We start from the raw sequence: 12,167 nt of genomic DNA, 5'->3' as shown, positions 1-12,167 counted from the left end.
TTTTTTCGGCGCGTCTCGCTTTCAGCTTGTGCTGTGTCAGGTAGATAGCAGCCGAGAGAACTTTGATTCCTTCTTAATTCTCGCTCTGGTCGTGCTTTGATGACATCCGAGCCAGACGGCCATTTGCCGTTGAGATAAATTTCCCTCCTGACTAAGTTGGTAGAGCAAGTTTCTTTGTTCTATGTTAAGATGTTGAGGGCTTCGTTTTTGGGTCTGATTTGTGTTTGTTAATGATCAGACAGTACCTGATGAGCCTTTCTTTGTCAACTCTTGAGGTTGATGCGTTTCATTTTTGAATTGGCGAATCTTGCCCTAATCTTGACCAAGAGTGACCGGCAATAAAATGGCCGAACAGAAATTCAAAACCCACTGTTAATACTAACCAAATTAAACCGATAGTAATTGCTTGGCTGGACGATTCTAGACCCCAAAAATAGACAAGAGTGCCAATATAAAGGCTAAAAAAGAGGATTCCTGTCAGGGTAGAAATTTGATGAGCGCGTAGTTCATCGAGATATTTTCCGTAGGTGGTTTCTCGGAGGATACCGTTACTAACTCCTATTGGGACCATCGGGAGCCATGCGACAATGTAGCGACTAATCATAAGTTGTTGGTTTAGAACTCGCTCTAATTGGATTATATACTGCAGCTGCCCTTGGCAAAGGCTGCATCTCAATTTGGTCGAAATATCTAGAGGACATTTTGGGCGCACGCGGTGCGCCCCTACCATTGGCGCGATAATATTATACTAAATCCGTTGAGTATAGGCTACTTATAGAGGGGAGGCACTCATGCAACAGGCAAGAGGCAAAAGGGGAAATAAATAATCAGTTTTTAATAACCAGATTTAGTATTATTTATTGTAGGGGCAAATTGCATTCGCCCTCTTTGAATAGCTTCTGCTTAAAAACGGATTTGGTGTTAAAAAGGTTAAAAAGGCGTGTAAAAGAACTGACATTGTATTTGTCAGAGATTGACAGAGAGAGCGGACAGGGGGTGACAGTGGGGTAAATTGTTAATTTTTTTGGGTATTTAGCTACATCATCCGAAAAATGTCACACTAGAGGTAGAGGAGCGTCAACTATCAGTCATCAGCTTTCGGCAATTTTTGGCTATTTCCCCGGGGTATTGCTGGCAGCCGATGGGAAAAAGCAACTTCAACCCTGACGTTATCTGCTATCGAGGAGGCTAATTCTATGAATAATACGGAAACACTCTCAGTCGATCGGGATACCAACAAACTCTATAATAAAATTCTCGTGGCTGTGGATTATCAAGATGTCACTCCAGAGGTATTGAATACGGCTATTCTCTTAGCGAAAACCTACGCTAGTGAGTTGCGGATTATTTATAGTCTGTCTAAACCTTTGACTCCCTACACGGAAACTTTTATTTATGGTAATCTGATCGGTTATGGTGGCGGTTATCCCCCCGATATGATCGCCTTAGAACAACAAATCACCGAAGAAATGCAAGCGGAATTACAAGCTTGGTTAAACGGTTTAGTCGATCGAGCTAAGGAGGATAATATCATAGCCCGGGCTGATTATTATATCGGTGATCCGGGCCAGAAAATTTGTCAAGTTGCCCAGCAAGAAGGGATAGATTTAATTATTGTTGGTCGTCACGGTCGATCGGGTTTATCTGAGTTAATCTTAGGTAGTGTTAGTAATTATGTGGTACATCATGCTCCCTGTTCAGTTTTGGTAGTACACATCACTCATTAATTAGAAAGGGTTGAAATCCATTTTTTGCTGTCCATTGAATTGCTCCATCTCTCCCGGTCCAGTAAGTCTTAATCCGGGCCTTTCTCAGTTGATTTTTGGCATTACGGGAGAGATTGGCAGTAACAGCGATCGCTGTTTGAGGTCGAATTGACTCTAACCATTGTTTATCTAGATTACTTCCCTGCCATAATAACACTAGGGGGCTGAATTCTTGGGATAAATTAACGGGATTTTTCGGGTTGATAATCCATAGCCAAGATTGATTTTTTACCTGAAATTTAAATAAATTTTTCTCGAGCAATTGTCCAGTAATTTCGCCGAGATTAAATTTTTCTAACTGGGATAAAGTAATAGTTTTTTTGATTGGTATGTCCTCACTGATAGTTGAGAATTGCGCCGAATTATTGACGGTTATTGCTCCTTGTATTTGATTAATTCCCTCCTGTCGCAAAAAGGGCAAAACTGTATAACGTGCTGTTGCGGGTTCCTCCCCATTAATTAAGAGAGTATTTCCTCGATTTTGAATAATTATTACTGGTTGCGATTTGGTGGCTAAAACTGTCACCTGAGTTAAAGTCAAATGTTGATAAATAATCGGTATTAAAATTAAAGTGAGGATAAATAAACTGACTAAATGCCACCGTTGACGAAACCAGAGGTTGCAGCAGATTAAGGTAAGGCAAATATAAATAATTAACATCACTCCTAAAGATAATTTACCCGTGGAGTAGGTACTAAAAGGAAGCAGACTAAAAAAGGTGGTAATTTGCAGTAATAACTCTAGAGGGTAATAGAGAATACTAGAGCTGATACTGCCCAAAGGGGGATAAATTAAGCCTAAAAAGGCCGTAAAAACTCCTCCTAAACTAATCAGGGTAACTAGGGGAGTTGTGATAATATTAATGGGGATATTATAAAGAGCGATCGAGTTAAACGTAAACATTAATAAAGGCATAGTCCAGAGAGTGGCAGCTAGACTAATAGCTATAGGTTCAGCGATTAAATTAGGAAAATAGTCAATTTTATTTTTCAGTAAAGGAACGGTAATAATTAATCCCAAAGTCGCTAAAAAACTTAACTGAAATCCTAAATCCCAAATCCAGAGAGGTTGCCATAATAATAGAATTGTAGCCGCTAGTAACAGGGAGCCTAAACTATTAACTTGTCGATTATAAAGCAGACCGATTAATGCCCCAATTCCCATCAAAATCGCCCGCAGCACTGAAGGTTGTAACCCAGTTAAAGTGCCGTAAATTATTAAGATAGTAAGGGCAATAATAAACTGTTGTTTGGGGGATAAATTGCGAGTAATAGTTAAAACAAATCCCAACAAAATAGCCACATGAAAGCCAGAAGCTGCTAAAATGTGAGCTAATCCAGTTTTAATAAATAAATCAGTGATTTTTGCTGGCAAATTAACCGCTTGTCGTCCGAGGGTAATCGAACTTAATAAAGTCCCTTTTTCCTGGCCTAGTCTTTGAATTTGTGCCTCAACAATGCGCTGACGAATCTGCCAAATTCCCCAAGTTGGTGATTTTTTATCGATAATTATTTCCCCTTTTAAACCAGCAAAAGCACCCTGACGCGCCAGATAATTAGCAAAGTCAAAAGCATTGGGATTATTGGCACGACGGGGACGATAAAGTAATCCTTTAATTGTTATTTCTTGTCCGGGATAAACCTGATTTCCTCCTAGATTTGGTAGAGTAACGTAGAGTTTACCTGTGGATTTTTCTGTCGGTAAATTCTTGAGGCTAAATTCTTTTACTTCTAACCAAAATTGTAAATTTTCTCGGCGATTGAGACGAATTTCTGATATAATACTGCCTGTGATTTCAATAGAGTTAACCACATTATTTTTTAAAAGATGACTGATATCATTCCCAGCGGGGTAAGGAGTACGAATTTCTAGATAAACAACGGCAAATATAGCTATTAATCCCCCCATCAGCCAAATTTTTCTAGGGGGACTTTGCCACCAAAAACGACGGATAAAAATCGTGGTTAATAGGGTAATTAGACTAAGAATAACAATTCTAATTACCACTTCTTGCCATCGGTTTAACTGGGGACTAAAATCTACCAGACCTGTAGATAACAATCCCAAAATATAGGCTAAACCGAGAATAACGCTATTAGGGCGATTCATAGAAATTTTTGTCGTCAAATAATTTCAGAATTAGCGGGCATTATTTTTACCTAAGTATCAGCGAAAATCGAGATTAAAAAGTAACTTAGCATAAACACTATGGGGATCGTTAAATGTAGGTAACTTCAATAATTCCTGCTGAAAATTTTGCCATTCCTGCGTCAAAGGGTGATTATTTTTAGTTAGAGGAGGAAGATAGGTTTGCAAGAAATTAGAGACAAGTTCTTCTTGCCAACTTTGCGATCGAGGATATTCTTTAAGACTCCAATCATCCCCTAATTTAGCTGTTTTGGCTGCGTATTGTACTGCCGCTTCTAGGCCACCGATTTGATCAACTAAACCAATTTTAACCGCATCTTTTCCCGTCCAGACGCGACCTTGGGCCACAGTTCTTACCTTGTCTGGGGATAATTTTCGCCCCTTGGCTACCGTCTCGATAAATAAATCATAGAACCGATTAACTGCCGCTTGATAAATTTCTAATTCTTGGGGATTTTTCGGTCTGGTAATAGTAGATAGATCGGCTAATTGTCCAGTTTTAACCGTATCCCAATCGATGCCATTATTATTAGCAATCTTCTGGATATTTAACAATAATCCAAACACACCGATCGAACCAGTAATTGTATCATTATCGGCAAAAATTCTTTGACCCCCCATCGCAATCCAATAACCCCCAGAAGCTGCCACATCACCCATAGAAATAATTACTGGTTTTTTCGCATCTAAACGCTTAATTTCTCGCAGAATCACCTCGGAAGCGGTGGCACTTCCCCCCGGACTATTAATTCTCAAAACTACCGCTTTTACCTCCTCCTTCCCTTGTAATTTTCGCAATTCCTTCGCCAATTTATCCCCACCGATTTCGCCTCTATCTCCCTGACCTTCTACGATTGTCCCTTCTGCATAAACTATCGCTATTTGATCGCTACTATCTCCCCCCTCATCATCGAGAGAACTAGCATAATTAGCTAAAGAAATTTGCGAAAAGGAGCCAGAGGTTTCCTCCTGATTAGTTTTATTTTTTGCTTCTCCTGTCAAATCCTTTGCTAAAACAATTACTCGATCTAAATGGGCCACTTCATCAACAAAACCCGCCTTTTTCGCTGTGGTTGCTTCCAGAATACCTTGAGTATCAGAAATAGTTTGCACCTGTTGGGGGGTTAAATTGCGACTTTTGGCCACTGTGGAACTATAATTAGACCAAATTGTATCGAGTAGGGTTTGCAGCTGCTGACGATTCTGGACACTTAAATCCTGACGCGTATAGGGTTCCACCGCACCTTTAAAAGAACCCACTTTTACCACTTGTACCCCCACACCATATTTTTCTAGTGCATCGGCAAAAAAGGTTTGTTGACTACTTAAACCATTAATTTCCATTCTCCCCACGGGATTAATAATCACCTTTTCAGCAACGGAAGCGAGATAATATTCCTTTTCCGTCCATTCCACATCGTAGGCGATAATTTTTTTACCCGATTGGCGAAATTTTGCCAAAGCTTGCCGCACTTCCGTCAGGGTAGCATAGCCATATTCACCGACATTGTTGCGACCGTAGAGTAACAGACCGACAATACTATCATCAAGGGCGGCCTTTTCGATCGCCGCTATCACCTGTCGCAAATTTAAAGTGATCCGACTCTCACCGGTCAAACTATCGGCTAAACTTGAACTAGGGGGAGCATCGCTGATATTGGTGGCTAAGTTAAAAACTAAGACTGATTTTTCCTTAACTGAGGAGCTATCGCTAGAAATCAGGAAAGAAAGCAGTAAAAATGCTAATCCCCCCACACCTAGGGACGAAAATACCAATAATCCCAATAAAGTTCCCAAGCAACTAGCGAAAGTTTGTTTAAAAAACTGACCCATCGGTTTTCATCTACTACTAATTATCCTGTTTCCTATTGTAGGGATTCCCCGCCCAGAAACAAGTTTTTTATCTGACTGCCTGACACATCTTGGTGAATCACCGACAGGTTAAGACACGGATGCGAGAGAACCAAATTCGGTCAAAGAAATCTTGTTTAGCTGGCTTGGAAGCAAAAATTGGTTCGAGGGATGAAACCCTTATAGAGAAAGATAAGTAGGTAGGCACAATTATTTGTAGGATGGGTTAGCGGTAGCGTAACCCATGCGGGCGTTGGGTTTCATGCTTCAACCCAACCTACGTTCATTTTATATTTAATTCCACCCACCTACTTATTTGGCGATTTTTGTCAATTGTTTTCGATCTAGAACAAAAGTGGTCTAGATTTTTTACTTCTATCTTTGACATTTTTCTTGACTTGAATATTTTTTGAGAACTTTTTTAGTTTCTCACTTTTTCTCCCCCAAGAGCATAAGTATAAATACTTAAGTTATTTTCATTTTATATGCTACCAGTCATAAGCTGTTGACTATCTAGGGTTTGCGGCAAAAAGTTTTTCGTGGGGGCAGGGTGTGACCCCCCCAACCCCCCGACATCGGGGGGGCAGGTGGGGTGTGGGGTGTGGGGTTTTACCCATTTTCAGGTGGTCAATTACCTAATTTTCAGGGAAAAAATCCCTAAATTTTCCCCCCAATCACTCCAATGGTAGGCACTTTTTCAGGGAAAAAAAGTCTAAAAGCCTTATCCAACAAGGTTTTTAGATTTATTCAGCAAACCCTAAATAATTCTAAAACCGAAGGGATTGATGTTCTGCCTCGCTCAACAATCCAAGCCGCTTCAGCTAAAACAATAGCCGGTAAAACTAATTCACTGTTCGGGTCAGAAAGGATCGTTTTGGCATTTTTTCCCAATCGGGGATTCCCTTCTAAAAACCAAATTAAGGCGTGAGTATCCAGCACATATTTCATCGGTTTAAGACCAATCTAAGTGGTCATCTGCATCGCCCTGAAATTCGGCGAATGAAAAATCTTCTTCTGTAGATTGATAATCCCCCGTGAACATTCCAAAGCACATTAATTTGGGATATTTTTGGATTGGTTTATCTTCTAAAAATGTGATAATAACTGAACTTTCTTCTAGGTTATTGGGAGTTTCTAAAAGCTCGATCTTTCCTTGTCTATAAATGCCTTTAACTGATTGTAGCATTGACTTAGTTTCCTAATTGTTAATTAAGTTTTGGAGATAGTCTATCTAATTTTACCTTAAATATTTTCTGGAAGCATCTCAATTTTGCCAGTGGAGTGACAGCATAACCCCTTCCTATATAATAAAATGTTAAGTTTAGACTCGGCTTGAGCTATGTCTTTTAGCCTATAACAGTTTCTATCTTCTTGTCAAACCAAGGATTCTAACTATTTTTTGAGATAACTTTAAGTCTCAATATCTTCCTTGATTGTTACTATTTTTACATAACTACTCTAGGAGAGCCTTTAGGGTTTATCTGAGTTAAGTATGCTAAAATGATAACACCGCTTCATTAAAAACTGATTTGAGCCAATTGTTTTTATTACAAATATTTTACACACTTCAAGCAAGAGGGCTACGCCACTACTACCAAATCATTACCGTCCGCACCAACCACCATCGACAAAGAAGCGTCAGAAACTCGCCCCTTGGCGAAGCGGTGGGGAATAGTTCATTACTCCCACAGTTTTATATTTTCTTTAGAGATGGACTGTCCTAAAACCTGCTCAGAGCGGCCAAAAGTCAGAAAATAGAAATAAAGGTGCGATTGGAGAACTTGAGCAGCGATCGCACACATCAGCCGCCATTGGAGAAAGATAAAGTTATGGCAGATAACTACAGAAGTCGCATTGTTACCCAAGGTACCCAACGCAGTCCGAATCGGGCCATGTTAAGAGCGGTAGGTTTTGGGGATGAGGACTTTAGCAAACCAATCATCGGCATCGCTAATGGATTTAGCACCATTACCCCCTGTAACATGGGAATTAATGATTTAGCAATGCGTGCCGAAGCAGCCACCAGATTAGCGGGGGGAATGCCGCAACTTTTCGGGACTATCACCATTAGTGACGGGATTTCCATGGGAACAGAAGGGATGAAATATTCTCTCGTTTCTAGGGAAGTAATCGCCGATTCCATTGAAACCGTCTGTAATGGTCAAAGTCTCGATGGAGTCCTCGCTATCGGGGGTTGTGACAAAAATATGCCGGGGGCAATGATTGCCATGGCCCGGATGAATATTCCCGCTATTTTCGTCTATGGTGGCACGATTAAACCGGGGCGCTACAAAGATTGCGATTTAACCGTGGTCAGTTCCTTTGAAGCCGTGGGACAGTACAGCGCCGGTAAAATCAGTGAAGAAGACCTCATCGGAATCGAACGCAACGCTTGCCCCGGCGCTGGTTCCTGTGGTGGAATGTTTACTGCTAATACCATGTCTTCCATTTTTGAAGCCATGGGGATGAGTTTACCCTATTCCTCAACCATGGCCGCCGAAGATGCGGAAAAAGCCGATAGTACCGAAGAATCGGCCAAGGTTTTGGTCGAGGCGGTTAGAAAACAGATTCTCCCTAGCCAAATTTTGACCCGTAAAGCCTTTGAAAACGCCATTTCGGTAATTATGGCGGTGGGAGGTTCCACTAACGCTGTGCTGCACCTTTTAGCCATTTCCCGCACCATCGGGGTAGAATTATCGATCGATGATTTTGAAACTATCCGGCAGCGAGTACCGGTTATCTGCGATCTTAAACCCTCCGGGCGTTACGTTACCGTGGATCTGCACAAAGCCGGCGGTATTCCCCAAGTGATGAAAATTCTCCTGGTTAATGGTTTACTACACGGGGATGCTCTCACCATTAGCGGTCAGACTATCGCCGAGATTTTAGCCGATATTCCCGACCAACCGCCCTCAGGCCAAGACGTTATCCGTCCTTTTAGCAATCCTGTCTATAAAGAGGGTCATTTAGCCATTTTAAAAGGAAATCTGGCCACGGAGGGGGCGGTGGCCAAAATTAGCGGCGTGAAAACTCCGGTAATCACCGGACCGGCGCGGGTGTTTGAGTCGGAAGAAACCTGTTTAGAGGCAATTTTAGCGGGAAAAATTCAAGCCGGGGATGTGGTGGTTGTCCGTTACGAGGGACCAGTAGGCGGACCGGGTATGCGGGAAATGTTAGCCCCCACTTCGGCAATTATCGGCGCCGGTTTAGGGGATTCCGTGGGATTAATTACCGATGGTCGTTTTTCCGGGGGAACCTATGGCATGGTGGTCGGTCACGTCGCTCCGGAAGCGGCGGTGGGTGGTACAATTGCCCTAGTAGAGGAAGGGGATCAAATCACTATTGATGCTCGTCAACGTCTCTTGAGTTTAAATGTATCGGAAGAAGAATTAGTCCGTCGTCGTAACCATTGGCAACCGCGCCCCCCACGCTATAAAACGGGAATTCTCGGCAAATACGCCAAGTTAGTCTCCTCTAGCAGTCTCGGCGCTTTAACGGATCTGAATCTGTTCTAAAAGTATAACGGGGAATGGCGATCAATTGCGATCGCCATTCCCCCACTGCCCACCGAACACCCCCACTGATAACTGATAACTGATAAGACTGACGGCTCTAATTAGGGTTTGCGGCAAAAAGTAGGGGCGAAGCATTCGGATAGAAAATCTACGGTTTCACCGATAGGTTATTGCCCGAATGCTTCGCCCCTACAGGACGCGGGCCGATGAAGACACAAGGTTTTGAAGCATGATTCTCTCAAAATCTGGCACCTGTTTCGCTCGTAAAGCCACAAAACCCTTACCTTGCCTACATTTCACATTTATTCAGCCAGCCCTAATTAATGCTCATTCTTAATTCTCCTGCCTCCTGACGACCGACTCCTGACTCCGTTAAAGATTAATAACTATGACCTATCTACTCACTGTCTATCGAGCGCTCGAATGCCGTCCAGATACCTATCGGGACTGGTATGACCAAGGCAATATTTTAAAAGAAAGAATGGACTATTTTGGAGCCTTAATCAGCTACGAAAAAGCCTTAGAATATTATCCAGATGATTATTGGGCATGGTACAAAAGGGGTATGATACTAGAAGACTTGGGAATGTATGAAGAAGCGGCTCAAAGTTATGCTAACGCCGCACAGGTAAAGGATGATAACTATTGGGCTTGGTACGATCAAGGTTGTGTTTATCTACAGGAATTAAAGGACTACGAAAAAGCGATCGCTTGTTTTCAACGGGCCCTAAGTCATAGTCCGGGGGACTATTGGGCCGCCTACCGGCAAGGAGAGGCCTATCGATTGCTCAAAAACTACGAACGCGCTATCACTTTTTATGATCTGGCCTTGGGGGCGCGACCCCGGGATTATTGGGCCTGGTATCGTCGCGGCGACGCTTTCCGGGATTGGGGCAATCCCCAAGAGGCTTTATTTAATTATCGTACCGCCCTCGATATCCGACCGCAAGATTACTGGTCCTGGTATCAACAGGGTGTGATCTTACAAGCATTACAGCGTTTACCAGAAGCGATCGCCTGTTATGAAGAATCATTAAAAATCGATCAAGATGATCGCTATGCGTGGTATAATGCCGCCTGCTGTTATGCCGCCCTCGGTCAACAACAAAAAGCGATCGACTGTTTACGGGAAGCTCTAGACATAGAACCGGATATATGTGGCGAATTAGTGCGTAATAACTTTGTTTTCGATGGTTTAAGGCAAAATGAAACCTTTAATGACCTCTTGAGTTGCTATTCCCCCAGCTAAAGTCTTTTTGCAGCACCTAGGGTTTGCTGAAAGGGTTTGTCGTGGGGTGTGTGGAATTTTCGGCATTTTCAGGGAAAAAGTGCCGAAAACTTCCCCCCGATTGCTCCAATATCTAGCACTTTTTTGATGGCAAAAAAGCCTAAAAATATTAGCCAACAAGGTTTTTAGATTTATTCAGCCAGTCTGGATTAGCTACAATTGCAATTAGAGAAAAATTATTGAGAATCTTATGCGAGAACTAGACAGAGACAAAACCATCGAACAACTGAACGAAATCATGGAATTTGAACTAGCGGGAGTTGTCCGTTACACCCACTATTCCCTGATGGTGACAGGTCCCCATCGCATCCCCATCGTCCAATTTTTCCAGACTCAGGCCACGGAGTCCCTCACCCACGCGCAACAAGTTGGGGAAATTCTCACCGGTTTAGAAGGTCATCCTAGCTTAAAAATTGCCCCAATCGAGGAAAGCTATGAACATAATATCAAAGCAATCTTGAGTGAGAGCCTCAATCATGAGAAAAAATCCCTTGATTTGTACAAAGCACTCCTAGAAACCGTCGAAGATGCCAGTATTTACCTAGAAGAATTCGCTCGCGGTATGATCGGACAAGAAGAATTACACAATCTGGAAATTCGCAAGATGCTGCGGGATTTTGCTTAAGCTAGGATCAAGCTAGAGTTTATCCACTAGCTTATGAATCTTAGTTCCGCTTTACCCACTTTTATTATCACTCTCCGGGAAGGTTTCGAGGCCGCTTTAGTGGTGGGAATTGTCCTCGCTTGTTTACAAAAATCGGGTCGATCGCAACTTAACTCATGGGTGTATCGTGGTATTGGTGCGGGAGTGGTGGCTAGTGTTTTGGTCGGTATTTTGCTAGGGGGAATCCTTTTGCAAGTGGATGCCTCTCCTAGTCCATCTGTACCAATAATCAAGGAATTACTGGCCGCCACTTTTGGACTGATTGCCGTCTTGATGTTGAGTTGGATGTTAATTTGGATGACTCAACAGGCCAAATCTTTGAAATCTGAGGTAGAAAGTGCGGTAAAAGCGGGTTTAAAATCGGAAAATGGGGCAGGAAAAGCGATTTTTCTGCTCGTTTTTATCGCTGTCTTGCGAGAGGGATTTGAAACTGTCCTCTTTATCCTGGCCCAATTCCAAAAAGATTGGCAGATACAAACGTTCGGTGCGATAGCGGGGTTAAGTGTGGCGACTTTGTTGGGAACTCTCCTATTTGCGGGGGGAGTAAAAATCAATATCCGTCTCTTTTTCCAAATTATGGGGACTTTGCTGCTCTTAATCGTTGCGGGATTACTCATCGGTGTTTTGAAACATATCGACGCTGGAATCGGTCTTTTAAGTGAAATTGACCCTTTTTATCGCCATTTCTGTCCTTCTCTCCCCTCCTCCTGTCTTCTCGGTTTTCAAGTTTGGGACGGTTCCCAAATTTTGAGCGATCGCACTTTCCCTGGACTCCTCCTTAAATCCCTGTTTGGTTATCGTCAAAACCTCTATATCAGTCAAATTGTTGCCTATATCCTCTTTTTAATGCTTATCGGTGGCCTCTATTTCCAAAGCTTACGACAACGTCCTCAAACAGTGACCAGTAAACAGTAAACAGTAATCAGTGATCAGT

General features: G+C 42.4%; 9 protein-coding genes and 2 pseudogenes. 5 read left to right on the top strand and 6 right to left on the bottom strand.

The features are described from left to right. Both H6G48_RS13295 and H6G48_RS13290 read right to left on the bottom strand, forming a co-directional pair. Window positions 1-183, bottom strand: a pseudogene (locus H6G48_RS13295) (helix-turn-helix domain-containing protein); the annotation flags it as partial. A 121-nt stretch (window positions 184-304) separates the two neighbouring features. Next, window positions 305-604: pseudogene (locus H6G48_RS13290) on the bottom strand (hypothetical protein); the annotation flags it as partial. Between the two features lie 592 nt (window positions 605-1,196). Here H6G48_RS13290 and H6G48_RS13285 point away from each other — a divergent pair. Then, window positions 1,197-1,727, top strand: coding sequence for a universal stress protein (locus tag H6G48_RS13285; protein ID WP_002796513.1), 531 nt, complete (start codon window positions 1,197-1,199; stop codon window positions 1,725-1,727). Here the strand turns inward: H6G48_RS13285 and H6G48_RS13280 are convergent. The 4 genes from H6G48_RS13280 to H6G48_RS13265 form a co-directional block, all read right to left on the bottom strand. Then, entirely contained in the window at window positions 1,717-3,876 is a 2,160-nt protein-coding gene (locus H6G48_RS13280; RefSeq protein ID WP_190722152.1) for a ComEC/Rec2 family competence protein, read from the bottom strand. The two genes, H6G48_RS13285 and H6G48_RS13280, sit on opposite strands and share 11 nt — an antisense overlap. Window positions 3,877-3,933: 57 nt before the next feature. Next, complete coding sequence (gene sppA, locus H6G48_RS13275) at window positions 3,934-5,748, bottom strand: signal peptide peptidase SppA (protein ID WP_190722151.1); 1,815 nt, start codon at window positions 5,746-5,748, stop codon at window positions 3,934-3,936. Window positions 5,749-6,513: 765 nt separating this feature from the next. Then, window positions 6,514-6,714 (bottom strand): type II toxin-antitoxin system VapC family toxin, encoded by a 201-nt coding sequence (locus tag H6G48_RS13270; protein ID WP_002763255.1) that lies wholly within the window; start codon window positions 6,712-6,714, stop codon window positions 6,514-6,516. Between the two features lie 4 nt (window positions 6,715-6,718). After that, window positions 6,719-6,952 (bottom strand): hypothetical protein, encoded by a 234-nt coding sequence (locus tag H6G48_RS13265; protein WP_002763254.1) that lies wholly within the window; start codon window positions 6,950-6,952, stop codon window positions 6,719-6,721. Window positions 6,953-7,595: 643 nt separating this feature from the next. Between H6G48_RS13265 and ilvD the strand changes: the two genes are divergently transcribed. The 4 genes from ilvD to H6G48_RS13245 all read left to right on the top strand — a co-directional run bounded on the left by ilvD (window position 7,596) and on the right by H6G48_RS13245 (window position 12,148). Continuing rightward, window positions 7,596-9,281: a dihydroxy-acid dehydratase gene (gene ilvD / locus H6G48_RS13260; protein ID WP_190722150.1), complete on the top strand. Its 1,686-nt coding sequence runs from the start codon at window positions 7,596-7,598 to the stop codon at window positions 9,279-9,281. Between the two features lie 388 nt (window positions 9,282-9,669). Further along, window positions 9,670-10,530, top strand: coding sequence for a tetratricopeptide repeat protein (locus H6G48_RS13255; RefSeq protein ID WP_190722149.1), 861 nt, complete (start codon window positions 9,670-9,672; stop codon window positions 10,528-10,530). A 229-nt stretch (window positions 10,531-10,759) separates the two neighbouring features. Beyond that, on the top strand, window positions 10,760-11,194 hold the full coding sequence (locus H6G48_RS13250) for a ferritin-like domain-containing protein (protein ID WP_002731529.1): 435 nt from the start codon (window positions 10,760-10,762) through the stop codon (window positions 11,192-11,194). A gap of 33 nt (window positions 11,195-11,227) precedes the next feature. Continuing rightward, on the top strand, window positions 11,228-12,148 hold the full coding sequence (locus H6G48_RS13245; RefSeq protein ID WP_190722148.1) for an FTR1 family iron permease: 921 nt from the start codon (window positions 11,228-11,230) through the stop codon (window positions 12,146-12,148). Window positions 12,149-12,167 lie beyond the last annotated feature (19 nt).

This window comes from Microcystis flos-aquae FACHB-1344 (assembly GCF_014698375.1).
GTDB classification, from domain to species: domain Bacteria; phylum Cyanobacteriota; class Cyanobacteriia; order Cyanobacteriales; family Microcystaceae; genus Microcystis; species Microcystis aeruginosa.
This window is presented reverse-complemented; position numbering and strand designations above follow the sequence as displayed.

Coding starts and splice junctions, on each gene's coding strand:
- H6G48_RS13255 (WP_190722149.1), top strand. CDS start 9,670: ATGACCTATCTACTCACTGTCTATCGAGCGCTCGAATGCCGTCCAGAT.
- H6G48_RS13265 (WP_002763254.1), bottom strand. CDS start 6,952: ATGCTACAATCAGTTAAAGGCATTTATAGACAAGGAAAGATCGAGCTT.
- sppA (WP_190722151.1), bottom strand. CDS start 5,748: ATGGGTCAGTTTTTTAAACAAACTTTCGCTAGTTGCTTGGGAACTTTA.
- ilvD (WP_190722150.1), top strand. CDS start 7,596: ATGGCAGATAACTACAGAAGTCGCATTGTTACCCAAGGTACCCAACGC.
- H6G48_RS13285 (WP_002796513.1), top strand. CDS start 1,197: ATGAATAATACGGAAACACTCTCAGTCGATCGGGATACCAACAAACTC.
- H6G48_RS13270 (WP_002763255.1), bottom strand. CDS start 6,714: ATGAAATATGTGCTGGATACTCACGCCTTAATTTGGTTTTTAGAAGGG.
- H6G48_RS13250 (WP_002731529.1), top strand. CDS start 10,760: ATGCGAGAACTAGACAGAGACAAAACCATCGAACAACTGAACGAAATC.
- H6G48_RS13245 (WP_190722148.1), top strand. CDS start 11,228: ATGAATCTTAGTTCCGCTTTACCCACTTTTATTATCACTCTCCGGGAA.
- H6G48_RS13280 (WP_190722152.1), bottom strand. CDS start 3,876: ATGAATCGCCCTAATAGCGTTATTCTCGGTTTAGCCTATATTTTGGGA.